The sequence below is a fragment of the Paracoccus everestensis genome, from assembly GCF_021491915.1.
Taxonomy (GTDB): domain Bacteria; phylum Pseudomonadota; class Alphaproteobacteria; order Rhodobacterales; family Rhodobacteraceae; genus Paracoccus; species Paracoccus everestensis.
Window position 1 is genome coordinate 2,675,512 of sequence record NZ_CP090836.1, and the last position, 22,849, is coordinate 2,698,360.

The following is a 22,849-nucleotide window of genomic DNA, read 5'->3' on the forward strand; positions in this document are numbered from 1 at the left end:
AGGAGAAAGCCATGTTCGGCATCGTCGGAATCGTCGTTACCTTCGCCATGGTCTTTGGCGGCTATATCCTGGCCGGGGGCAAGATGGGGGTGATCACGCACTCGCTGCCCTTCGAGATGATGATGATCGGCGGCGCGGCCATCGGATCCTATCTGCTGTCCAACGACGGCCATACGCTGAAACACACGCCCGGCGGCATCATCCAGGCCTTCAAGGGATCGAAATGGAAGGAATCCGACCATCAGGACGTGCTGTGCCTGATGTTCCAGTTGCTCAAGATCGCGCGCGAAAACCCCGTGGCCCTGGAGCAGCATATCGAGAACCCGACCGAATCGCCCATCTTCACGGCCTATCCCCGGCTTCTGGCCGATCACGAGGTCGTCTCGCTGATCGCGGACACGCTGCGGTCGGCCAGCCTGAACTATGACGATCCCTATCAGGTCGAGGATATGCTGTCGCGCCGCCTGGCAGGCCTGCGCGAGGACGCGATGCACGTGCCGCACGCGCTGCAAACCATGGCCGACGCCCTGCCCGCGCTTGGGATCGTCGCAGCCGTCTTGGGGGTCATCAAGACCATGAGCGCGATCGACCAGCCGCCCGCCGTGCTGGGCGGCATGATCGGCGGCGCCCTGGTCGGCACCTTCCTGGGGGTGTTCTTGGCCTATGGTTTCGTGGCGCCCCTGGCAGGCAGGCTGGGCGGCGTCATCAAGCAGGATCTGGCCTTCTTCGACGTGATCAAGTCGGTGCTGATCGCGGGCCTGCACCAGCACGCCACCACCCTGTGCGTCGAGGTCGGGCGCCAGACCGTGCCCGATCATGTCCGCCCCAGCTTTAACACGCTGGAAGCCGCGTTGCGCGACCTGAAGAAGGCCGCATGATGATCGGAGCGATGGTGATGGCGATCGCGCTGTCGGGCAGCGCCCCGGCCGATCCAGCCCTGTTGCCCGATGCCGCCGCCCTGGCGGACGAGGCGACGGGCTGGCTGCTGGACGGGGAATCCCTGCCCCCGGACTATCGCGCCCGGCTGATGCGGATGCCGCCCGAGGCGCGCCTTCAGGCCCTGGTCTTCCTGCGCCGGGCAGGGCTTCTGACCAGCGATCCCTGGGCGCTGTCCGACATTCTGGATCCCGCCCCGACAAAGGCAGGTGCCGAATGACCGCCGTTCTGCGCGCCAATCGCCTGAAATCCTTCGACACCTCGGTCCTTGTGACCGGGTGCCTGGTGCTGATCGTCATCTCGATGGTGATCCCGCTGCCGCCCGCGATCCTGGATTTCGGCTTTGCCTTGTCGATCGCGGCGGCGGTGCTGATCCTGGTCATGGCCTCCTTGGTGGAACGGCCCACCGATTTCCAGGCCTTTCCGATGCTGCTTCTGGTGACGCTGGTGATTCGGCTGTCTCTGAACGTGTCCTCCACCCGGCTGATCCTAACCCAAGGCCATACCGGCACGGAGGCGGCCGGCCATATCATCAACGGCTTTGCCAGCTTTGTGGCAGGCGGGTCGCTGATGGTCGGACTGACGGTGTTTGCCGTGATCTCCATCGTGAACTTCATGGTCATCACCAAGGGTTCCGGCCGCATGGCCGAGGTCGCGGCGCGCTTTGCCCTGGATTCGCTGCCCGGAAAGCAGATGGCCATCGACGCGGACCTGAATGCCGGCGCCATTGACCACCAGGAGGCCAAGGCCCGCCGCCAGCACGACCAGCAGGAGATCAACTTCTTCGGCTCGCTGGACGGCGCCTCTAAATTCGTCAAGGGCGATGCGGTGGCGGGCATCGTCATCACCCTGGTCAACCTGCTGGTGGGCCTGGGGATCGGCATCCTGTCGCATGGAATGCCGGTGGGCGAGGCAATGGCCACCTATTCCCACCTGACCATCGGCGACGGGCTGGTGGGCCAGATCCCTGCCGTCATCACCTCGATGGCGGCGGCGCTGCTGTTGTCGCGGGGGGGTGCCAACGACACGACCGCGCGGCTGCTTTCCAGCGAGTTGATCCGCGGCTGGCAACCCGTTTCGGTTGTCGCGGCCGCGATGGTGCTGATGTCCTTTGTGCCGGGAATGCCGCGGCTGCTGTTTTTGGCATTCGCCGGGGCCATGGCCTATTGCGGCTGGCGGCTGCACCGCAAAGCCGTCCTGGCCTCGACAGCCCTGCCCGACCTGCCGCCAGAAACCTCTGCCCCGCGCCCCGCCGCCCGGATCGGCGACGTGCTGGACACCGACGAGATCAGCGTGGAGATCGGCACCGATCTGGTGCTGATCGCGCTTGACCAGGCGCGGGGTCTGGGCAGCCGGATCACCAACCTGCGCATCCACATCGCCCGCGCCTATGGCCTGATCCTGCCTGACGTGCGCATCACCGACACCGACGACCTGTATCCCGGCGACTACCAGATACGCATTCATGGCGTCGTGCGCGGGCGCGGCAGCCTGCGGCCCGGCGCGATCCTGGCGCTTGGTCCCGACCACGTCCTGCAGGGTCTGCAGGGCGATGCGGTGCGCGAACCCGTTTACCTCAGCCCCGCCCGCTGGATCGACCGCGACGCCCAGGACGATGCCGCAACGCAAGGAGCCACGGTCGTTACGCCCATGGAGGTTCTGTCCACCCACCTGATGGAGGTCGTCAAGGCCAACCTGTCGTCCCTGCTGACCCTGGGCGCCATGCAGCGCCAGATCGAGGAGTTGAAGACCCTGTCGGACAGCGCGCGGGCCGAACGCAACCGGCGCTATTTCGACGGCATGATCCCCGACAAGGTTTCGCCCGAAACGCTGCTGGCGGTGCTGCGTGCGCTGCTGGATGAAAAGGTCTCGATCCGCAACCTGCCGCTGATCGTCGATGCGATGGCAGAATTCCGAGGCATCGATTCGGTCGAGATGATCTATGAACTGGTCCGCAAGCGGCTGCGCGGCCAGATCACCCAGCAATACAGCGATCCGGCGGGCGGCGTTTCCGCCCTGCAACTGCATCCCGCATGGGAGGCCGAGTTCGTCCGCGCCGACACCGAGACAGGCCGCGCGGGCGGCGGCGCCATGACCCCCGCCTTGTCGCGCAAGCTGCTGGAGGCCGCACGCCGCGCCATGGCCACCGTCGAGCCCGCGCTGCAGACCGTGCTGGTCGCGCCCGATCACCGGCGGCGGATGCTGCGCGCGGTTCTGGGATCGAACGGCATCGCCCTGCCCGTCCTGGGGCTTGAGGAGATCGATCCCGGCGCCGAACTGCGACTGGTCGGCACCATTGAGGTCGAATGATGTGGGACGGGCTTTCCCAGGTGCTGCCGGGCTTTGGCTGGACATGGGTGCTGGTCTATCTTCGCGTCCAGGCCCTGGTCCTGGTCCTGCCGGGACTGGGCGAACGGGTGGTCCCGGTCCGCGTGCGCGCGGCCGCCGCCCTGGCCGTCACGCCGATGCTGGCGGGACTGGTGCCGCCCGCCCTGCCGCCCGCCGATACCCTGTCCACCCTGGGCCAGGCCGCGGGCGAAACGCTGATCGGGCTGGCGGCCGGAATGGGATTGCGGCTGCTGGCGCTGTCGCTGGACATCGCGACCTCTGCCATTGCGGCCACGGCGTCGCTGTCGCAACTGGTGGGCGGCCAGAACGAGGCCGCGCCCCATCCCATCGGCAACCTGGTCCACCTGGCCGGGCTTGCGGTGCTGATGGCCCTGGGCCTGCCGATCCTTTTGGTGCAGCTGATGGCCGACAGTCTGGCGATCTGGCCGCCCGGGGGCTGGCCCGATGCCGATGGCCTGGCGGCCGAGGCGATCCGGCTTGTCGCCCGCGGCTTCTGGATCGCGATGCTGCTGGCCGCGCCCTTCACCCTGGGCGGATTCATGTTCCAGGCGCTGTCGGGCGTCATCAACCGGGTCATGCCTGCCCTGCCGGTGATCTTCATCGGATCGCCTGCGGCAATCATGCTGGCCCTGGCGGCCCTTGCCATGCTGGCGCCGGTGCTGATCGCGCTGTGGGCCGATGCGATCCTGGGCCATGTGCTGCCGGGGGCGCCATGAGCGAGGAAAACGACGACAAGCCCTTCGAGGCATCCGACCAGAAGCTGCGCAAGGCGCGCGAAAAAGGCGACATTCCCCGGTCGGCAGAACTGAATGTTGCGGCGATGTATCTGGGTGTCTGGTTGGCCTTCGCGGTCGGCGGGGGCTTTGCGGTCAAGGCCTGGCTGTCGATGTCCATGCGCGCCCTGGGATCCGAGGGTTGGGCGCCCGGTGCCGCCGGGACCGTGGCCGTTGCGCTTGGCCAATACGCGGGCTGGGCGGTGCTGGCGCTTGCCGCCGTGCCGTCGCTTGTGATGATCGTGGCTCTGATCGGGGCGCGCGGGCTGGTCTTCGCGCCCGGAAAGCTGGCATTCGACATGAACCGCATCAACCCGATGAAGACGGCGTCGCAGAAGTTCGGCAAGTCGGGGCTGGTCAATTTCGCGATCTCGCTGGGCAAGGTGGCGTTTGTCTGCGCGGGCGGGTGGTTCCTGTTCCGCGCGCTTCTGGGCCATCTGATGGCAAGCCCGCTGGCGGGGGATCGCTGGATCGCCGATCTGGGCGTGCTGCTGGGACGGGTGCTGGCCCTGGCGCTTGCGATCTCGGTCCTGTTTGCGGGGCTGGACATGGGTTGGCAATCATTCGACCACCGCCGCAAGAACCGCATGACCCGCAAGGAGATGGAGGACGAATACAAGGATTCCGAAGGCGATCCGCATTTCAAGGCCGCCCGCCGCCAGCGTGCCGTCGAGATTGCCACCAAGCAGATGCTGGCCGATGTCGCGCGTGCCGACGTGGTGATCGTGAACCCCACCCATTACGCCGTGGCCCTGGAATGGAAACGCGGCAGCGGGCGGGCGCCGGTCTGCCTCGCCAAGGGCACGGACGAGGTCGCGGCCCGGATCCGCGAACGCGCGCGCGACAACAAGGTGCCGGTCTTTTCGGACCCGCCCTGCGCCCGCGCGATCCACGCCACGGTCGAGGTGGGCCAGGAAATCCGCCGCGAACAGTTCGCCGCCGTTGCGGCCGCGATCCGGTTTGCCGAAAAGATGCGCGAAAAGGCGAGGGCCGGGTGGTGAAGAACAGCGACAAGCTGGTGCAACTGGAACGCATCGCCCGGATCAAGGCGGAACGCGAACTGAAACGCTTCGCGGCCTTCGGCCTGCATATGACGCAGGCCCAGAACCACGCGGGGGCCATGCGCACCGCGCTTGACCAAAGCTATCGCAGCACTGCCCCCTTGTCCGTAGCCGAGGCGCGCATCGCCAATGCCCAGGCCGGCCGCAGCGCCCGCGAACTGCACCAGGCCGAGGCCGAGGTCGCGCGGATGCTGCCGCGTTTCGACGCCGCCCGCCGCGACGCCGCCCGCGAATTCGGCCGGGCCGAGGTGCTGCTGACCCTGTCGGCGGCCCGCCGCGCAGAGGAGAAGGGGCCGGGGTACTGAACCTTGGGCGCTGCAGAGATGGCGAAATCCGCCCTGCGGAACGCGCCATGCAAAGGGCGCGGCGCAACCCCTTGAGGCATCAACGAGAGAGAACCCGCCTTGCGGGCAATATGGCGGCGCAGGGGGATTTCACCCTGCCCTTTTTCGCCAGCCTCAAGGCTCGGCGCGTTCCGCCGCCGGCCCCCATTTGATATCTACCCAGACCAGCCGATGATTCGACGCGGCCTCAACTGCCGGGGCCAGCGGATCGTCCGGCGCCGGCCAGATCACGCCGCTGTCCGTGACACGCAGCGCCTTGGCAGGCCAGATATAGTCCACGCGCAGGTTGCCCGGCCCGCCGGGATCATAGACCGCCGTATCCAGGGCCGGATCCCCCTTCTGCCCCGCATTGGCCCCGGTCTGGTCGGGCTGGAAAGCCCCCTTTGGCCGGGAATCACGGGCCTGGTCCAACAGCGCGGTCATTGCCTGCGCACGGCCATCGCCATCGGCCAGATCCAGGTTGGGATTGCCCAGCAGGACAAAAGGCGCATCCGGCAGGTGGTGCAGCCAGAAGGCGGCCTCGTCATGGTTGCGGCGGCCGTTCAGATCCTCAGGACCATCGAAGACGGGCGGGGTGGCCGACCAGGCCAGCAGGTGCAGCGGACCCGCATCGGTCAGGACCGGCACGTCCCAATGGGCGGTGGACGACAGGCGCCGGCTTTCGGGCGCCGAGGGCGGCATCAGGTTGCCCGGCAGGTCGCGCCACAGGGCCGCCGAATGGTCCGTGACCGGTCCCAAGGGCAGCCGCGACAGGACCGCCATGGCATTCTGGCCGCTAAACTGACCAAAGCCCTGCGCATCATCCGCCCCGCCGGTCCGCCCGTCGCCGTCCAGATCCAGCCCGGTCGGCATTCCGCTGTTCGGGCGGGCGGCAAAGCGGTGCGGCATCGGGTGGCCCGCCTGGTCCAACACCTCGGCAAAGGCGGACAATGCTAGCCCGTCGTGGTCCCAGTCGATCCCGGTCAGCAGGATCGCATCGGGTGCCGCCTCCGCAATCACCCGGGCTGCGGCCAGAACCTGCGGATCGGCCCGGCGGATATCGCGCAGCAGCAACCCCGGTCCCTTGCGGGTCAGACCGGGATCATAGGTGGCGATACGCAGATCCTGGGCCGCCGCAGGACCGGCAAGGCAAAGGCATATCACCCAGACAAAACGTCCCATGCGGCAGGTGTCGCATGACCCGCACGCCCTGCCAAGCCCCCCTCAGCAGGGCGGCGGGGCCGCGATCAGGCCGGCGCCGAAGATGGCGTCCCGCCCGTCCGGTCCCAGATCGCGCGCCGCATCGCGCAGCCTGTCGCGCAGATCCGCAGCCGTCATCGACGGGTCGCGCTGCCAGATCAGCGCCGCCGCCGCCGTCACGAAGGGCGCGGCAAAGGAGGTGCCGGTCTTGGTCCGCGCCCCGCTGATCGACGCCGCCGTCCAGACATTCACCCCCGGCGCGGCCAGGTCGATGTGTTCGCCCCGGTTCGCGCGGCGATAAACCTGGCCCCGCCGATCGACCGCCGTGACGGCCAGCACCGGATCATAGGCCGCCGGATATGCAGGCGCGGCCCGGGGACCGCCATTGCCCGCCGCCGCGATCATCAGGATATCTTCCGCTGCCATCTGCGCAATCTGCCGGGCCAGCGCGGCATTCGGCGGCCCGGCCAGCGACAGGTTGACGATCCGCACGTCCTGGGCTGTCAGGTAATCCAGAGCCTCGATCAGGGCAAAGGCGTCGGCGCGCTGATCCTGGGCGACCTTCTGAAAGGCATCGACCGCGATCAGTTCGGCCCCCGGAACCAGGCCGGGGCTGCGGCTGTCCCCGTCGCCCACCAGAAGCGCGGCCACGGCGGTGCCGTGCAGCAGGTCGGATGGCGGCGCTTGGGTGTCGATGCGGTGGACATGAATTTTCGCGTCCGACAAGGCCGCGTGACCGGCGTTCAGCCCGGTATCGACCATGCCGATGCGCGGCAAGGCGGCGCAGCCCGACAGCCCTGCGGGCCAGCCGATCATGTAGCGGGCCAGGCAATCGGCGGTGTCGCAGCGCGTGCCCGCACCCGCCTGTTCGCTGCGATAGAAATGGTTGAAATCGGCACTTGCCCCGGTGGCCAGATCGCGCACCCTGTCGCGGGCCTGATCCATGGGCAGGGAGGCGGGCTTCAACAACCGCGCCAGGCTGTCGCCGCCTGACAGGACGCGGCTTTGCAGCAGCGCAAAGCCCTCGGCCTGCAAGGCGGCAAGGTCGGCATCGGACAGGCCACGGGCCAGAACCTCGTTCTCCGCGCGCGTGGGCAAGGGCGCGGGGGCCGCCGGGGCGGGACGGGCGCGGCGGACGACCCGGTCGTCGTCATCGTCGTCATCGTCATCATCGTCGTCATCGTCATCGCCGTCGTCGTCCGCCAGGGCCGTGGCGATCAGCGACCAGCCATCGGACTGGACCTGCGGCTGGCTGATCAGGGTCAGCAGCACCAGGGCAAGAAACAGCATCAGGTTCGGCATGGTCGGTCCCCTTGGACAGTTCGTTTCTGGACATCGACGCGACAGACCCGCAAATATTCCCCCGGAACGCGTAAAATCCAAGAGGGGTGGCATGGACGCAGCTTTCGGCGAGGCCCTGATCCGGCTTTTGCCCAATCTTCGCCGCTATGCCATGTCGCTGGCCCGGCGTGCCGATCTGGCTGACGATCTGGTCCAGACCACGGTGGAACGCGCAATCCGGGCGTCCGCCAGCTATGACCCGGCGGCGCGGCTGGAACCCTGGCTGTTCCGCATCACCCGCAACGCCTTTATCGACGTGACGCGACGCCAGCGCACTCAGGGGGTCGAGGTCGACGTCTTCGATATTCCCGAGGCCCTGCCCGATGACAACGATCGCGCCATCGAGGCACGCCTGATGCTGCGCGCCACCCAGGATGCCATGAAGTCCCTGCCCCCCGAGCAGGCCGAGATCCTGCACCTGATCTGCATCGAGGAACTGAGCTATGCCGAAGCCGCCGCCGTTCTGGACATTCCCAAGGGCACGGTGATGAGCCGCCTGTCCCGCGCCCGGCTGGCGCTGTCGGACAGGCTGGGAATAAGATGACAGGCCACGCGTATTTCAACGATACCTGTTCAAAAGGATCAGGCCGTGCAGATTGACGACGAAACCTTGATGGCCCTGGCCGACGGAGAGTTGGGCCAGGCCGAGGCCGCCCGCATTTCCGCAGCCATCGCCGACGACCCCGAGGCCCAGGCCCGGCTGCGGCTGTTCAGCGAATCGCGGGCACGGCTGAAGGCCTTGTCCTCGGCTGCCCCGGCGGTGCCTTCCGACAAGGATCTGATCGCCCGCATTCGCGCGGCGGGCAGCGCGGCCCAGGCCCAGGCCACGGTCACCCCGACTGCGCCCCCCGGGCCTGCCAATACCAACCGCGCGCCCTGGGCGGCGCTTGCTGCGGCGATGGCCCTGGCCGTGGTGGGGCTTGGCTGGTGGCAGATGGGGGGCGCACCCTCGGACCTGCCGCAGGCAGAGGTCGCGGCACTGGACAGCCTACCCTCGGGTCAGGGGATAGAGCTTGGCGATGGGCGCGACCTGACGATGATCGCATCTTATCGCACGCCGGATGGTGCCTTCTGCCGGGAATACGAAACCGCGCAGGATGCAAGCCTGACGGTCAGCGTCGCTTGCCGCGCCGGCGATGGCTGGCAACGCCAGTTCGCCAGCGACATGACGGGCCTGGATGGCTATGTCCCCGCATCCGGCGACATCGCGGCCCTGGATGAATGGCTGTCCAGGACCGGCGCGGGCGATCCCTTGACCCCGGAAGACGAGGAGGCGGCCTTGGCAGAATAACGCGTCGGCCGACCTATCGCGTCGCAAAGGCCCCCAAGGGGGTCTTTTTGCTATTCCGCCCAAAAATTTTCACGCCGCCGGGAATAGTCACGGCCCTGTCTCGTAAACGCTGCATCAGGCGGTTACGCGGGGTGCAGCCCGCCCCGCCTGACGGGACGCGGCTGCCACGGGCGAGCAGCGCGGCCCTTTCCCCTTACCGCCCTTGCAGGAGAAACTGACATGGCGACCTATCGCGGAAACGACGGCGACAACCGATACAATGGCACGACCCTGGCCGACCTGATCTTTGGCCGGTCGGGCGACGACACCCTGTCGGGCGGGGGCGGAAACGACACCATCGACGGCGGCGAAGGCAATGACCAGATCCGGGGTGGATCAGGCAACAATGTCCTTTGGGGCGGATCGGGCAACGATATTATCTGGGCCGACGGGGGCAGCGACCGTATCAATGCCGGCGAAGGCAACGACACCGTCCGCGCGGGCGGCGGCAATAACGCGGTTACCCTGGGCGAGGGCAATGACAACGCTGTCACCGAGGGCGGGCGCGACACGATCGACGGGGGCGAAGGCAACGACCGCATGACGTCGGGCGCGGGCAACGACATCCTGCGCGGCGGCGAAGGCGACGACGTGCTGCTGGGCCAGGCGGGCAATGACAGGCTGATCGGCGGCGAGGGCAACGACGTGCTGAACGGCGGGGCCGGCAACGACGTGATGGCCGGGGGTGAAGGGGCCGACCGCTTTGTCTTCAACGGCGGCACCGACCGGATCACCGATTTCGAGAACGGCGACGACGACATCGACGTTTCCTATTTTGCCCGCTTCGACAGCTTCGCCAGCATCCGTTCGGCCGCCAGCCAAGACGGAGCGGATGTCGTGATCCGCGCAGGCGCCAACACCCTGGTGATCGAGGATACGCGCCTGAATCAACTGGACGGCGACGACTTCATCTGGTGACCCCATGGCCGGGCCGCGGCCTGCGGCCTGGCCAAACGGGCGCCATTGCCTTGGCGTGCCTGCCCGATACGATGGCAAGGGACCGCCGACCTTCGCGCCCGGACTTGCATTTGCGCCAGAAGCAAACATTTGTTGCCGCGCAAATGCCAGCCACCGGGTTTTCATGTCCAGCGACCGTTTCCACCGCCGCCACCTGCTGCAAGCCGCCCTGGGCGGCGGGGCGTTCTTTCTGTTGCCGCATCTGGCACGGGCGCAGGACGCGGCGGGGGAAAGCCAGCCATTTTCCTTTGACCGGCTTCGGGACATGGCGCGCGACCTGGCTGCGAAACCCCATGCCCCCGAGGAGATCGCCGATCCCGAAATCCTGGACCAGGTGGATTACGACCGGCACAATCAGGTGCGTTTCCGTTCCGACCGCAGCCTGTGGCAGGGGCAAGGCGATGTCTCGCCGGTGCAGGCCTTTTTCCCGGGCAGGTATTTCCGCAATCCTGTCCGGATCTTCGCGGTCAAGGATGGCATGGCGACCGAGGTGCCGTTTTCGCTGGACCTGTTCGACATCCCCGAAGGCCATCCGGCCCGCCAGTTGACCCGCACCAAGGGCTTCGCTGGCTTTCGGGTGCAGGACGCAGACACGAAGATCGACTGGATGGCCTTTCTGGGCGCGTCCTATTGGCGCACGTCGGGCTATAGCGGGCAGTTCGGCCTGTCCGCGCGCGGCCTTGCCATCGACACCGCAATCCCGGACGGCCCCGAGGAGTTTCCGCTGTTCACCCATTTCTGGCTGGAACCGGCGGAAAACGGCGACCTGACCGCCTTTGCGCTGCTGGACAGCCCCAGCGCGACCGGCGCCTATCGCATCGAATCGCGGCGCGGCAAGGGCGTGGCGCAGGACATCACCGCCACGGTGTTCCTGCGCGACGCGGTGGAACGGCTGGGGATCGCGCCCCTGACTTCGATGTTCTGGTTCGGCAAGAACACGCCCCATGTGGCCCCCGACTGGCGCCCCGAGGTGCATGATTCCGACGGGCTGGAAATCCTGGCCGCCAGCGGCGAACGGATCTGGCGACCGCTGAACAACCCGCCGGGAACCATGGTGAACAGCTTTGCCGCCCCATCGGTCATGGGGTTCGGGCTGATGCAGCGGGAACGGGATTTCGCGCAATATCAGGATGACGGGGTTTTCTATGACCGGCGCGCAAGCGCCTGGATCACGCCGCAGGGCGATTGGGGCAACGGCTTGGTGGTGCTGACCGAATTGCGCACGGATGACGAAATTCACGACAATATCGTGGCCTTCTGGCAGCCTTCCGGCGCCACGGCAGCGGGCCAGAGCCACGATTTCGCCTATCGCCTGGAATGGGTCCGCGACAACCCTGCTGTCAGCCCCATTGCCCATTTCACCGCCACCCGCATCGGCGCGGGCGGGGTGCCGGGCCAGCCCCGGCCCAAGGGGGTGGTCAAGATCGTCTGCGATTTTGCCGGGCCGAACCTTCAGGGGCTGACCCGTCAGGACGGGCTGTCCGTCGCCGTATCGACGGCACAGGCCCGGGTGTCGAACACCGCCGTCTATCCCGTGGTGGGCGCGGATTACTGGCGGGCGCTGTTCGACCTGTCCTTTGATGACAAGGGCGATGCGCCGATCGACCTGCGCGCCTATGTCGATCACGGCGGCACGGCCATGACGGAAACGCTGATCCTGCAACTGTTCCCGTCGCAGCTTCGCGCGCTTCTGGCCCGCACGCCGTAGGGTGCCTGATGTCACGCACCTTTGGCGTCAGAGCGGTGCGTGCAAGCACGCACCCTACGCATAAAGGCTGGCGTATCGGTCGCGCAGCAGGTTCTTTTGCACCTTGCCCATGGTGTTGCGCGGCAGTTCGTCCACGAACAGCACACGCTTGGGCTGCTTGAATTTCGCCAGCCGCCCCTCAAGCGACGCCAGGACATCCTCCTCGGACAGGGCATTGGCCGTGGCAGGCACAACAACCGCCGTCACGGCCTCGCCGAAATCGCGATGCGGCAGGCCGATCACGGCGGATTCCGTCACGCCGGGCAGCGCGTCGATTTCCGTCTCGATCTCCTTGGGATAGACGTTGTAGCCGCCGGTGATGATCAGATCCTTGCCGCGCCCGACGATGTGCAGATAGCCGCGTTCATCGAATTTCCCCAGGTCGCCGGTGATGAAAAAGCCGTTGTCGCGCAACTCGGCAGCGGTCTTTTCCGGCATTTGCCAATATCCCTTGAAGACATTGCGGCCGCGCACCTCGATCATGCCGATCTGGCCCTGCGGCAGGTCCGCGCCGGTGTCGGGATCGGACACGATGATCTCGACCCCGGGCAGGGGCATTCCCACGGTGCCCGCGATCCGGTCGCCCTCATAAGGGTTGGACGCGTTCATGTTCGTCTCGGTCATCCCGTATCGTTCCAGGATCGCGTGGCCCGTGCGCGCCTGCCATTCGCGATGCGTTTCCGCCAGCAACGGCGCACTGCCGGAAATGAACAGGCGCATCCGCGCGGTTGCGTTGCGGTCCAGCCGGTCGTCCTGCAACAGCCGGACATAGAAAGTGGGCACGCCCATCAGCACCGTCGCACGGTCCATCAGTTGGATGATCCGGTCGGGGTCGAACTTGGGCAGGAAGATCATCGAGGCGCCGGAAAACAGCGTCACGTTGGTCGCCACGAACAGCCCGTGCGTGTGAAAGATCGGCAAGGCATGGATCAGCACGTCATTGGCGGTATAGCGCCAGGCATCCCGCAGCGCCTGGGTGTTCGACACCAGGTTGCCATGGGTCAGCATCGCGCCCTTGCTGCGCCCGGTGGTCCCCGAGGTATAGAGAAGCGCCGCCAGATCATCGGCATCGCGCGGGACGGTCGCGAAATCGGGCAAGGCCCCGGCGGCGGCATCTGTCAGACTGCCCTGCCCGTCCGCGTCCAGCGTGACGATCCGCGCGCCCGCGCGCGCCGCCGCGTCAGTCAGCGCATCGGCCCGGGCGGGATCGCAGACAAAGACCGCGGGCGTCGCGTCGCCGATGAAATAGTCGATCTCGGCGGGCGTATAGCCCGTGTTCAGCGGCAGGAAGACCGCGCCCGCGCGCACGGTGGCCAGATAAAGGATGATCGCCTCGACCGACTTTTCCACCTGCGCGGCCACCCGGTCGCCCGGCGCGACGCCCAGGGACACAAGCGCATTGGCCATGCGCCCCGCACGCGCCACCAGATCGGCATAGCTGATCCGCTCGCCCTTGGCGGTCTCGATCGCGGTGGCGCGGGCGTCCGTGACGCCGGTTTCAAGGATGTGGAACAGGTTGGCGTTCATGGCTTTTCCTTCGTGGTGGCACGCGCGGGCAAATGGCGGCGGACTGCATCCGACGCGGCGATTTCCGTGCGTTCGGCAAATGCCTCGTGATTGGCCTCGATCCGGTCGGGGTCGTACAGGTAGTTGACCATCAGCCCGTGCGATTGCTTCAAGCCGTTGGCCGACACGTCGCCCCCGAAATTCAGCCGTTCCAGGCAGGCGCCGTTGCCCAGGTGAAATCGTGCGACGGGATCGACGGCACGGCCCTTGGCGTCGCGGGCGCGCAGGAAATAGATCGCGGCCGCGGCCAGCAACGGTTCGCGCAGCACCTGCGCGGCATCGTGGTCCACGTGCCAGCCCGGCTGGTCCAGGGGTTTCAGGGCGGCGCGCAAATCGTCGTCCAGCAGGTCGCCCTCCGCCCGCGCCTTTTCCAGCCAGGCGGCAAAGCCCGGCACCGGCGACAGGGTGACAAAGGTGCGGATGTCGGGCAGTTCGGCCTTCAGCTCCTCGACCACCTGCTTGATCAGGAAATTGCCAAAGGACACCCCTGCCAGTCCCCGCTGCGTGTTCGAGATGGAATAGAATACCGCCGTGCTGGCCTGGTCCGCGTCGATGGGCTTTCGGTCCAGATCCAGCAGCGGCGCTACGGTGTCGGGAATGTCGCGGGTCAGCGCGACCTCGACGAAGATCAGCGGCTCGTCCACCAGCTGCGGGTGGAAGAATCCGTAACAGCGCCGGTCGGTCGGTTGCAGGCGATTGCGCAGGTCGTCCCAGTTCTGGATCGCGTGGACGGCCTCGTATCGGATGATCTTTTCCAGGATCGCGGCAGGGGTGTTCCAGTCGATATGGCGCAGCGACAGAAAGCCCCGGTTGAACCATGACGCGAACAGATGCGCGAAATCGCTGTCCACCCGGCGCAGACCGGGGCTGTCCTTCAGATGGCGCAGCAGTTCCTCTCGCATCCGCACAAGGGCCGCCGTGCCGCCGGGGGCCAGGTTCAGGCGGCGGAACAGTTCCTGGCGGCGGGGTTCGGCGGCATCGTGCAGCGCCTCGATGGCCTCGACGGATCGGTTGTCGCGCAGCGCCTCGACAGCTTTGCGGACGGCATCGGGATCGGGACCGAAGTGGTCCGCCAGGGCCGTCAGGAACTCCAGCCGTTTCGCTTCGTCCGCGTCCTGGAAGGCCGTGACCAGGGCGCGGGCCAGGGCCACGCCCGACGCCTCGCCCCGCCGGGACAGCAGCAGCTCGCCCATCTCGGGCAGGCCAGGCGGGGTGGTGACGCGGCCCGCGGGGTCGCGCCAGCGCAGAAGGGCGCGGCCTCGGTCGGTCAGCATGTCGAACAGATCGCCGAAGCGGTTCGTGCGGGGGGTCTGCGCGGTCCGTGTCACGGCGCTCTCCTTGGGAAAGGCCGCCGGGATCAGCCCGGCAGCACGACGAAGATCAGCCACAGCACCACCGGTGCCACGACGGTGACGATGGCGCCATAGCTGAGCAGCTTGCGGAAGAAGGCCTGCCGGTCCGTGCCATGCGCGTTGGCCAGGACCAGGGCGCCGTTGGTGGAAAACGGACTGACATCGACGATGGTGGACGCGACCGCCATCCCGGCGATGAAGCCGATGGCGCCGACGCCGCTTTCGCCTTGCAAGAAAGGCACGGCCAGCGGGATCAGCGACCCCAGCACCGCCGTGGACGACGCGAAGGCCGACACCACCGCGCCGATGAAGAACAGCATCAAGGCCGCCAGCAGGGGCGAGGCCATGCCGGCCACGCTGTCGCCCACGAAGTCGATGGTGCCCATGGCCTGCAGCACCGCGACATAGGTGGACACGCCGGTGATCAGCATGATTTCCGGCCAGGCGACCTGCGCCATGGCGCGTTTCTGCATGGTCGGGTTCCACAACGCCAGCGCAAGGCCGATGGTTAGCGCGACAAAGCCGATATCCAGGTTGAAGGCCAGAACCAGCACCGCCAGCAGCGCCAGACCCGCCAGGGTGAAGATCTGATAAGGCGTGCCGTCGGGCTGGTTGCCTTCCGCGACCTCGGCCACCAGGCGGTTGGAATCGCCGCCCGCTTCCTCGCCGATGCGGCGGCTCAGCGCCTCGGCCTCGCTGTCGCCAAAGATCTGGGGACCGGTGGCTGCCCGGGCGATTTCGATATGCGGAACCCGCACGGTTTCCACGGCGCCGGACCGCGCGGTCATCAACTGCCGCCCGCCCAGGACCATGAACAGGATCGCCGCCACCGCCGCGTTGACAAAGAAGCTGGCGGCAAAGGTCGTCAGCGCCGACAAGGGCAGACCCGCTTCCTGCACGACGCCGTTGGTGATGCCGCCATAGATGCTGATGGGCGAAAATCCCCCGGCCTGCGCGCCATGCACCACCATCAAGCCCATCAGCAGCGGGCTGATGTGATAGCGGAAGGCAAAGCCCAGGGCGATGGGCGCCACAATGGCGACCGCGCCGGGGCTGACCGCGCCCACCGCCGTCAGCAGCGCCGAAATCCCGAACATGATCCAGGGGATCGCGCCGATCCGGCCCTTGACCGCACGCACGGCCATGCGCACCAGCCAGTCGATCGTGCCGTTGTTCTGCGCCAGGGCGAACAGCCAGGTGATGCCGACCAGGGTCAGGAACAGCCCGCCCGGAAAGCCGGCGATGGTATCCTTGGTGGTCTGCGCGGCCAGCAGCGTGCCGACCAGAAAGGCGCCGACAAAGGCCAGGACGCCCATGTTGATCGGCCAGATGGTCGCAATCACGAACATCAGCACCAGCGCATAGATGGAAATCAGATGTGGTGTCATGCGGCGTTTCCCCTTTTCCTGCATGATCTGCGTCGGGGATCCGCCTCCACACGAATCCTCCTCCCGCAGGTTTTATACGCCAGACACGATCTGTTGTATATAACAAGATTGCTGATGGATGTTTCATTGCTGCTTGGCTATGCTGTGGGCAGCGACGGGAGAAACGGCATTGGCCAGTGTTCCGACCACCTTGCGGATCAGGCGCGCGCTTGAGGACGCCATTGTCCAGGGCCGATACCTTCCCGGCACGCGTCTGGACCCCGAGGCATTGGAACAGGAATTCGACTGTTCACGCACCCCCATCCGCGAGGCGTTCCAGCAGCTTGAAGCCTCTGGTCTGGTCCGCGTCATGCCCAAGCGCGGGACATTCGTCAGCCAATGGACGCCTGCGGAACTGGCCGAACGCTTCGAGGTCATGGCCGAGGTCGAGGCAAGCTGCGGCCGTCTGGCCGCCCGCCGCATCAACGACGCGGAACTGGACGCCTTCCGGCAGGTCCATGACGACTGCCGCCGCCTGGCCGAGGCAGGCGAGATCGAGGCCTATTACGCCCGCAATTCGGATTTCCACCACTGCATCTACCGCGCCACCCACAATGCCTTTCTGATGCAGGAAGCCGCGCGCCTGCACGCCATGCTGCAACCCTATCGCCGGATGCAGTTGCAGGTCCGCAATCGCATGGGCCGGTCGTTCGCGGAACATGACGCCATTGTCGCGGCGATCGGCAAGGGCGATGGCGATGGCGCGGCACGGGCGCTGCGCGATCATGTGATCGTGCAGGGGGACCGGTTCCACGATCTGATCGCGGTGCTGCGGCAAACGCTGGCCTGAGGGGGCGGGGTATCCGCTGGGGTCAGCCGCGCCCGCGGCGGCGGAGCAGCCTGAACAGGATCGGCGCGCCGGTCAGCACCAGGATCACCCGCGTGATGTGATGAACCACCACAAAGCTGAGGTCGGCACCCGCGATCAGCGCCAGCATCGACATCTCGGCCTGGCCGCCGGGCATGAAGGCCAGAAAGCCCTCGACCGGGGGCGCAAGGCCGGTCAGGGTCACGAATTCCGTCACCGCGCCCGCGATCACCGCCAGGATCAGCACAAAGACCGCGCCGCCCGCGACGGTTTCGCGCAGTTCGCGCAGCGTGACGCCGACGTAGCTTACGCCGATGCCCATCCCGATCAGGAATTGGGCGGCCAGCAGCGCCTCTTGCGGGGGACGCATATGCAACACGCCCGCCAGCGACAGGACGGCGGCGGCGATCAGCGGGCCCAGGATCGCCGCGCCGAACAGGCCTGCGCGTTCCGCCGCCTTCCAGCCCAGCAGGGCGGCGGCAACCATGACCGCCAGTTCGCGCCACGGGATGTCGGCGGCGGGCTGGCCCACCGGATGCGTCAGTTCGACCCCATAGATGCCCACCAGCACCAGCGGCCCGACGATCATGATGACCAGCAGCCGCGTGACATGGACCAGCGACACCTGGCGGATATTGGCCCCCGCCTCGGCCCCGAAGATGGTCATGTCGGCGGCCCCGCCGGGCATGGCGGCATAAAAGGCCGTGACTAGGTCAAAGCCGCAAAAACGGCGAAAGAACGGCACCCCGACCAGACCGATAGCCGCGACATAAAAGGGGATGATCGCCACCGACGCCAGCATCGTGGGCAGTTCGGCCACAAGTGCGGGTGTGACTGATGCGCCGATGGCCACGCCCAGCACCGACCGCGCCGCAACCGTGGCCTGGCCCGGCCCTGCCAGCCGCACGCCCGCCAGGGCTGCCACCAGCGATGCGATCATCGGCCCGAACAGGAACGGCAGCGGCAGGTGCAGCAGCCAGAACAGCACGACGCCGATCACTCCGATCAGCACCGTGAACGCCTGCCGCCTGCGCAAGCCGCTCTGGCTTCCTGCCGCGCCCGGCTTCAAACCTCGTCGCGTCCCGAGGCCAGGATGCAGGCCAGCGTGATCACCGATGCCGCCAGCATGTAATAGCCGACATGGGACAACCCATAGGTTTGCTGCAACCAGGTCGCGGCATAGGGTGCCAGCGAGGCCCCGAAGATCCCCGCGAAGTTGAATGTGATCGACGCCCCGGTATAGCGCACCCGCGTCGGAAAGGGCGCGGCCAAGGCGGCGCCGATCACGCCATAAGTCAGGCCCATCAGGAACATGCCGACCGTAACAAAGGCATAAAGCCCGCCCTGCCCCCCGCCCATCAGCGGTGCAAGGAAAAAGGAAAAGCCGCCGATCAGGATGGTGACCACCACCAGAAACGGACGCCGCCCTGTCGCATCGGCGATCTTGCCCGCCAGCGGGATCGCCAGCCCGAAGATGACCGAGCCATAGATCTGCATCAGCAGGGCGTCCATGAAGGCGATCTGCCGGACCTTGACGTTATAGGACAAAAGCCAGGCTGAGCAGATATAGAACAGAACGAATGTCACAAGCGCCACGAATGTGCCCAGGAACAGGCTGCGCTTGTGGTTGCGGAACAGTTCCACCACGGGAACGGATACGCGTTGGTCGCGCTTGACAGCCTCGGCGAATTCCGGCGTCTCGGTGATCGACAGGCGCACCCACAGGCCCAGGACGATCAGGATGATCGAGGCCAGGAAAGGCAGCCGCCAGCCCCAGGCCAGCAGGTCTTCCTGGGACATGAAATGCAAAAGCACCCAGAAAAAGCCCGAGGACAGGAACAGCCCGACCGGCGCCCCAAGCTGCGGAAACATCCCATACCAGCTTCGCTTGCCTTCGGGCGCGTTCTCGGTCGCCAGCAGCACGGCCCCGCCCCATTCGCCGCCAAGGCCGAAGCCCTGCCCGAACCGGCACAGCGCCAACAGCGCGGGCGCGGCAACGCCGATCTGGGCATAGGTCGGCAGCAGGCCGATGATGACGGTGGAAATTCCCATGGTCAGCAACGCCGCGACCAGCGTGGCCTTGCGCCCGATCCGGTCGCCGAAATGGCCAAAGACGATCGCGCCGAAAGGCCGGGCGAAGAAGGCGATGGAAAAGGTGGCAAAGGATGCCAGCAGCGCCGTTGTCGCATCGCTGGCCGGGAAGAACAGCGTCGGAAAGACCAGCACGGCGGCCGTCGCATAGACGTAGAAGTCAAAGAACTCGATGGTCGTGCCGATCAGGCTGGCCAGCAGCACCCGCGCCGGGGAATTGACAGGGGCAGCACGCGCAACATGGGATGCGGGGATTGTCTGATCAGTCATGGTTCGTCGATCCGCTTGTTCAGGAACGGCGTGGCATCGCGGAAGATGCCCGCCAAAAACCCTGCGCTATCGCAAAGACTGCGGAAAGAGAATGCGAGGCAGCCCGATAATTGCGCGCGCATGGCGGGTTTGCGTTCAGGGATTGCCCGCCCGCCGGGGGTCAGTGGGCCTGCGCTTCGGCCTCGGCCAGTTTCCGCAGGATGTCGCCGATCTGATAGGGTTTGCTGACAATGGGGGTGTTGGCAAAGCGGTCGGGCAGGCCGATGTCGCTGCCATAACCGGTGGCAAAGACAAAGGGGATGGCGCGGGCGCGCAGGGCCTCGGCCACGGGCAGGGAATTCTCGTCCGCCAGGTTCACGTCTAGGACGGCCAGTTCGGGCGGATCGGCCTTGATCAGGGCCAGGCCGGCAGCGACCGTGGCCGCGCGTCCGGTGACCTGCAGGCCGTTGTCCTGCAATTCCGCCTCGAGCGACATGGCGATCAGGGTTTGATCCTCGACCAGCAGCACGCGCCGCCCGGACAAGGGACCGACAGCCGCAACGACCGGCGCCTGGGGCCGCGCACGGGCAGCAGGGCCCGGATCGGCAAGACGCACGAAATCGGCGGGCAGCGTGAAAACGGCGGCGATCCCCTGCGGGCGATAGTCGATATGGGCCTTGCCTCCCAGGTCGAAGGGCAGCGATTGTTCGATCAGCGCGGTGCCAAAGCCCGACCGCTGCGGGGGCGTCAGCCCTTCCAGGCCATCCTCGGTCCAGCGGATACGGCAATGACCGTCGCCGTCGAGGGACCAGTCCACCGACAGATGACCGCCCGGCCGCGACAAGGCACCGTATTTCGCGGCATTGGTCGCCATCTCGTGCAGGATCAGCGCCATGACCGAAAAGGCCCGCCCGTCCAGGGCAACCGCCGGTCCGTCCAGCCGGATCGGCTTGCCATCGCCCGCATAGGGACCAAGTTCCGCCCCCAGCAGGTCGGCCAGCAAGCCGCCCTGGTCGTCGCGGACCACCTGGTCATGGGCAAAGGCCAGGGCCTGGATGCGCCCGCGCAGGGCATCGGCGTAATCGCCCAGAACCTCGTCGTCCTTGGGCTTGCGGCTGACCAGCGACTGAATGATCGCCAGGATGTTCTTGACCCGGTGGTTCAGTTCCTGGTTCAGCACGCGCTGCCGGACGGCGGCGCGGGTGCGTTCGTCGGCCAGAACCTCATTGTTGAACAACAGCACCTCAACCACGGCGATGCGCAGCGCCTCGGCAAAGCGGCGGTCGGCCTCGGACCAGGGGTGGCTCTTGCCGCGGACGGTTTCCTTCCAGATCGCGAAACTCTTGCGCGGGGTCAGGCGGTCGCCGAACTGGCCGGTGGCATAGATCTTGTTCGGATCGCCCGCCCAGTCCAGCGTCTGCACGGCTTCCTTGCGGAAGTAGAACAGGAAATCGCGCGGCCGCTTCGACAAGGGCACGATCATCACCCCGGCGACATCCAACGGACCTGCATCGGACAGCAGGTCGGCCAGGCAGTCGGTATGAAACACCTGTGCCTCGGACAAGCCTTCGGCCAGGGCCAGGATCGGCGCGGCCTGGGCGGCGTCCGGGGCATGGCCCAAGGCGGTCCAGCAGCCGTCGAACCACATGGCGATGCCCTCGGCCGGGATCAGTTCCGCCAGGTTGGGCATCCGACTTTGCAGGGCCTGGCCCGCATCCTCGTTCCGGGTGACATTGACCAGCAGGTCGTCCAGTGCCCGGCGCGCGGCCAGTTCGGCGTCGCGCGCCTGCTTGCGGGTCAGTGCGTCCAGGTGCATCGAAAAGAACTCGCCCACCATTTCCGCCGCCGCGCGGTCGGCCATGGTCAGCACCTTGGGCGAGTAATGATGGCAGGCGATCAGCCCCCACAAGGCGCCGTCGATGATGATCGACACCGACATGGACGCGGCCACGCCCATGTTGCGCAGGTATTCGCAATGGATGGGCGAAACGCTGCGCAGATGGGCATAGGACAAATCCAGCGGTTCGGCCTGCGGTCCCTGGGCCAGGATCGGCACCGGCACAAAGGACGCGTCGCCAATCACCCGGATGGGATTGCGCAGATACAGGGCACGGGCCTGCTGGGGAATGTCGCCCGCCGGGAAATACTGGCCGCGAAAGCTTTCCTGTTCGTCCAGCTTGGCCTCGGCCACGACCTTGCCCGCACCGTCCTCGCCCAGTTGATAGACCATCACCCGGTCGTATCCCAGTTGCGCCTGCATCAGCATCGCCGCCTGGGCGATCAGCCGTTCGGTATCCTCGGTGCGGCGCAACCGTTCGATCACCGTGCGCGACAGGCTGATGATCGTCCCCAGCCGGTCCGAGGCAGGCTCGAACTCGATGATGGTCTGGCCCCGGAAGCGGTGAATGGTCACGTCCAGCACCTGTTCGTTCAGCAGGACGCCAAAAACCAGGGCCGGGCGCGGGTTCTGGCCCGACATCGCCAGGGCGTTGAGCAGCCTGTGCGCGTGATCGGCTCCGATCACCTCGGTCAGGGACTGGCCCAGGGGATCGGCCGGCAGGTTCAGCATCATCGCCGCATTGGCGGAACGGTAAACCACCCGGCGCGCGGCATTGTCGCAGGCCAGAAGGCAGCCATGGGGTTGGATGCTGCCGGGAATGTGGATCGGCTCGCGGTCGCAATTGGTCAGGTCGATAGGCTTGCCGACCAGGGATGCGTCAAAGGCGGCGTTCTCGTTCATGCAAGCGCCTTCACGTCATAAGCCCGCAGCGCAAGCCCAAAGACATCGCGCGCGGCGGATGCAGCCTGGGCCACGGGAAGGTCGGCCCCTTCCAGCCAGGCCAGGAACTGCCGCCAGCGCTGCGGCGATGCCGTCTGCGCCGCCAGGTGGCGGGCGCCGTGATCCGCCGTGAACCCCTGATCCACCGCGCGCCGCGCCAGCAGCCGCGCGCCCAGGGCCGATCCCTCCAGCACATAGCAGGCGGCGGCCTGAGCGGCGGGGCTTGCAAGGGAAGGGGGTGCGGGAACGTCGGGGCGCGGTTGGTCCAGATCCGCCAGATCCTGCGCGATCAGGGGGGCAAGCCGCTGCACCTGCCAGCCCTGATCGGCCAGAACGGGTTCGATGGCCGCGCGAAAGGCGTAGCTGCCCGACAGAAAGGCGCAATAGTCCGCAGGTTCGTCGAAAACGCCGATCGCCTCGTCCAGGCGGTCATGCAGATCACGCGTTTCGATCATCAGAACGCGGCGGAGGGAGCCGTCTGTCATGAGGAAGCCGGGTTGCAGGTTCATATGGCCCAGACATAGCGGTCCTTGCAGAAATGCTGCAATAGGCAAATCCAG

General features: G+C 66.8%; 20 protein-coding genes. 11 read left to right on the top strand and 9 right to left on the bottom strand.

Annotated elements, in window-relative coordinates; all coding sequences use genetic code 11:
- Positions 1 to 11 precede the first annotated feature (11 nt).
- From motA to LZ585_RS13400, 6 genes are read left to right on the top strand one after another with little or no spacing between them, the layout of a single operon-like run.
- Positions 12 to 878: a flagellar motor stator protein MotA gene (gene motA, locus LZ585_RS13375; RefSeq protein WP_234854025.1), complete on the top strand. Its 867-nt coding sequence runs from the start codon at positions 12 to 14 to the stop codon at positions 876 to 878.
- Positions 875 to 1,156, top strand: a complete 282-nt coding sequence (locus tag LZ585_RS13380) for a hypothetical protein (RefSeq protein WP_234854026.1) — start codon at positions 875 to 877, stop codon at positions 1,154 to 1,156. The genes motA and LZ585_RS13380 overlap by 4 nt, the downstream gene beginning before the upstream one ends.
- On the top strand, positions 1,153 to 3,246 hold the full coding sequence (locus tag LZ585_RS13385; protein ID WP_234854027.1) for a flagellar biosynthesis protein FlhA: 2,094 nt from the start codon (positions 1,153 to 1,155) through the stop codon (positions 3,244 to 3,246). The genes LZ585_RS13380 and LZ585_RS13385 overlap by 4 nt, the downstream gene beginning before the upstream one ends.
- Positions 3,243 to 4,001: a flagellar biosynthetic protein FliR gene (locus tag LZ585_RS13390; RefSeq protein ID WP_234854028.1), complete on the top strand. Its 759-nt coding sequence runs from the start codon at positions 3,243 to 3,245 to the stop codon at positions 3,999 to 4,001. Before LZ585_RS13385 ends, LZ585_RS13390 begins: the two co-directional genes overlap by 4 nt.
- Positions 3,998 to 5,059, top strand: coding sequence for a flagellar type III secretion system protein FlhB (flhB, locus tag LZ585_RS13395; protein WP_234854029.1), 1,062 nt, complete (start codon positions 3,998 to 4,000; stop codon positions 5,057 to 5,059). Before LZ585_RS13390 ends, flhB begins: the two co-directional genes overlap by 4 nt.
- Positions 5,056 to 5,424: a hypothetical protein gene (locus LZ585_RS13400; protein WP_234854030.1), complete on the top strand. Its 369-nt coding sequence runs from the start codon at positions 5,056 to 5,058 to the stop codon at positions 5,422 to 5,424. Before flhB ends, LZ585_RS13400 begins: the two co-directional genes overlap by 4 nt.
- 153 nt (positions 5,425 to 5,577) lie before the next feature.
- Here LZ585_RS13400 and LZ585_RS13405 read toward each other — a convergent pair whose 3' ends face one another.
- Both LZ585_RS13405 and LZ585_RS13410 read right to left on the bottom strand, forming a co-directional pair.
- On the bottom strand, positions 5,578 to 6,624 hold the full coding sequence (locus LZ585_RS13405; RefSeq protein WP_234854031.1) for an endonuclease/exonuclease/phosphatase family protein: 1,047 nt from the start codon (positions 6,622 to 6,624) through the stop codon (positions 5,578 to 5,580).
- A 42-nt stretch (positions 6,625 to 6,666) separates the two neighbouring features.
- On the bottom strand, positions 6,667 to 7,944 hold the full coding sequence (locus tag LZ585_RS13410; protein WP_234854032.1) for a S8 family serine peptidase: 1,278 nt from the start codon (positions 7,942 to 7,944) through the stop codon (positions 6,667 to 6,669).
- A gap of 91 nt (positions 7,945 to 8,035) precedes the next feature.
- On the opposite strand from LZ585_RS13410, the gene LZ585_RS13415 reads away from it, so the two are divergent.
- The 4 genes from LZ585_RS13415 to LZ585_RS13430 all read left to right on the top strand — a co-directional run bounded on the left by LZ585_RS13415 (position 8,036) and on the right by LZ585_RS13430 (position 11,978).
- Complete coding sequence (locus LZ585_RS13415; protein ID WP_234854033.1) at positions 8,036 to 8,527, top strand: RNA polymerase sigma factor; 492 nt, start codon at positions 8,036 to 8,038, stop codon at positions 8,525 to 8,527.
- Positions 8,528 to 8,572: 45 nt separating this feature from the next.
- Entirely contained in the window at positions 8,573 to 9,274 is a 702-nt protein-coding gene (locus LZ585_RS13420) for an anti-sigma factor family protein (RefSeq protein WP_234854034.1), read from the top strand.
- A 219-nt stretch (positions 9,275 to 9,493) separates the two neighbouring features.
- Positions 9,494 to 10,231: a calcium-binding protein gene (locus tag LZ585_RS13425; RefSeq protein WP_234854035.1), complete on the top strand. Its 738-nt coding sequence runs from the start codon at positions 9,494 to 9,496 to the stop codon at positions 10,229 to 10,231.
- Between the two features lie 163 nt (positions 10,232 to 10,394).
- The gene (locus tag LZ585_RS13430) at positions 10,395 to 11,978 is read left to right on the top strand and encodes a glucan biosynthesis protein (protein ID WP_234854036.1); all 1,584 of its coding nucleotides are present in this window, start codon (positions 10,395 to 10,397) and stop codon (positions 11,976 to 11,978) included.
- Positions 11,979 to 12,032: 54 nt separating this feature from the next.
- On the opposite strand, the gene LZ585_RS13435 is transcribed toward LZ585_RS13430, so the two are convergent.
- The 3 genes from LZ585_RS13435 to LZ585_RS13445 form a co-directional block, all read right to left on the bottom strand.
- Entirely contained in the window at positions 12,033 to 13,544 is a 1,512-nt protein-coding gene (locus LZ585_RS13435; protein ID WP_234854037.1) for a malonate--CoA ligase, read from the bottom strand.
- Complete coding sequence (locus LZ585_RS13440; RefSeq protein WP_390625120.1) at positions 13,541 to 14,857, bottom strand: malonyl-CoA decarboxylase; 1,317 nt, start codon at positions 14,855 to 14,857, stop codon at positions 13,541 to 13,543. Before LZ585_RS13440 ends, LZ585_RS13435 begins: the two co-directional genes overlap by 4 nt.
- An 83-nt stretch (positions 14,858 to 14,940) precedes the next feature.
- Positions 14,941 to 16,323, bottom strand: a complete 1,383-nt coding sequence (locus tag LZ585_RS13445; RefSeq protein WP_234854039.1) for an SLC13 family permease — start codon at positions 16,321 to 16,323, stop codon at positions 14,941 to 14,943.
- A gap of 139 nt (positions 16,324 to 16,462) precedes the next feature.
- Here LZ585_RS13445 and LZ585_RS13450 point away from each other — a divergent pair, with 139 nt between their 5' ends.
- Positions 16,463 to 17,152 carry a GntR family transcriptional regulator gene (locus LZ585_RS13450; protein WP_390625073.1) on the top strand — a complete coding sequence of 230 codons (690 nt, stop codon included), beginning with the start codon at positions 16,463 to 16,465 and terminating at the stop codon, positions 17,150 to 17,152.
- A 22-nt stretch (positions 17,153 to 17,174) separates the two neighbouring features.
- On the opposite strand, the gene LZ585_RS13455 is transcribed toward LZ585_RS13450, so the two are convergent.
- The 4 genes from LZ585_RS13455 to LZ585_RS13470 form a co-directional block, all read right to left on the bottom strand.
- A complete protein-coding gene (locus LZ585_RS13455; RefSeq protein ID WP_234854040.1) occupies positions 17,175 to 18,182 on the bottom strand; it encodes an AbrB family transcriptional regulator in 1,008 nt (335 codons plus the stop codon).
- Between the two features lie 53 nt (positions 18,183 to 18,235).
- Positions 18,236 to 19,531, bottom strand: a complete 1,296-nt coding sequence (locus LZ585_RS13460; RefSeq protein WP_234854041.1) for an MFS transporter — start codon at positions 19,529 to 19,531, stop codon at positions 18,236 to 18,238.
- 160 nt (positions 19,532 to 19,691) lie between these two features.
- Positions 19,692 to 22,250 carry an HWE histidine kinase domain-containing protein gene (locus LZ585_RS13465; protein ID WP_234854042.1) on the bottom strand — a complete coding sequence of 853 codons (2,559 nt, stop codon included), beginning with the start codon at positions 22,248 to 22,250 and terminating at the stop codon, positions 19,692 to 19,694.
- A complete protein-coding gene (locus LZ585_RS13470) occupies positions 22,247 to 22,774 on the bottom strand; it encodes a biliverdin-producing heme oxygenase (protein ID WP_234854043.1) in 528 nt (175 codons plus the stop codon). The genes LZ585_RS13465 and LZ585_RS13470 overlap by 4 nt, the downstream gene beginning before the upstream one ends.
- Between the last annotated feature and the right edge of the window lie 75 nt (positions 22,775 to 22,849).

Excerpts from the sequence above, each read along its gene's own strand:
- LZ585_RS13445 (WP_234854039.1), bottom strand. The coding sequence starts at position 16,323 with ATGACACCACATCTGATTTCCATCTATGCGCTGGTGCTGATGTTCGTG.
- LZ585_RS13435 (WP_234854037.1), bottom strand. The coding sequence starts at position 13,544 with ATGAACGCCAACCTGTTCCACATCCTTGAAACCGGCGTCACGGACGCC.
- LZ585_RS13390 (WP_234854028.1), top strand. The coding sequence starts at position 3,243 with ATGATGTGGGACGGGCTTTCCCAGGTGCTGCCGGGCTTTGGCTGGACA.
- LZ585_RS13425 (WP_234854035.1), top strand. The coding sequence starts at position 9,494 with ATGGCGACCTATCGCGGAAACGACGGCGACAACCGATACAATGGCACG.
- LZ585_RS13470 (WP_234854043.1), bottom strand. The coding sequence starts at position 22,774 with ATGACAGACGGCTCCCTCCGCCGCGTTCTGATGATCGAAACGCGTGAT.
- flhB (WP_234854029.1), top strand. The coding sequence starts at position 3,998 with ATGAGCGAGGAAAACGACGACAAGCCCTTCGAGGCATCCGACCAGAAG.
- LZ585_RS13415 (WP_234854033.1), top strand. The coding sequence starts at position 8,036 with ATGGACGCAGCTTTCGGCGAGGCCCTGATCCGGCTTTTGCCCAATCTT.
- LZ585_RS13385 (WP_234854027.1), top strand. The coding sequence starts at position 1,153 with ATGACCGCCGTTCTGCGCGCCAATCGCCTGAAATCCTTCGACACCTCG.
- LZ585_RS13465 (WP_234854042.1), bottom strand. The coding sequence starts at position 22,250 with ATGAACGAGAACGCCGCCTTTGACGCATCCCTGGTCGGCAAGCCTATC.
- LZ585_RS13440 (WP_390625120.1), bottom strand. The coding sequence starts at position 14,857 with ATGCTGACCGACCGAGGCCGCGCCCTTCTGCGCTGGCGCGACCCCGCG.
- LZ585_RS13430 (WP_234854036.1), top strand. The coding sequence starts at position 10,395 with ATGTCCAGCGACCGTTTCCACCGCCGCCACCTGCTGCAAGCCGCCCTG.
- LZ585_RS13450 (WP_390625073.1), top strand. The coding sequence starts at position 16,463 with ATGCTGTGGGCAGCGACGGGAGAAACGGCATTGGCCAGTGTTCCGACC.
- LZ585_RS13405 (WP_234854031.1), bottom strand. The coding sequence starts at position 6,624 with ATGGGACGTTTTGTCTGGGTGATATGCCTTTGCCTTGCCGGTCCTGCG.
- LZ585_RS13410 (WP_234854032.1), bottom strand. The coding sequence starts at position 7,944 with ATGCCGAACCTGATGCTGTTTCTTGCCCTGGTGCTGCTGACCCTGATC.
- motA (WP_234854025.1), top strand. The coding sequence starts at position 12 with ATGTTCGGCATCGTCGGAATCGTCGTTACCTTCGCCATGGTCTTTGGC.
- LZ585_RS13380 (WP_234854026.1), top strand. The coding sequence starts at position 875 with ATGATGATCGGAGCGATGGTGATGGCGATCGCGCTGTCGGGCAGCGCC.
- LZ585_RS13460 (WP_234854041.1), bottom strand. The coding sequence starts at position 19,531 with ATGACTGATCAGACAATCCCCGCATCCCATGTTGCGCGTGCTGCCCCT.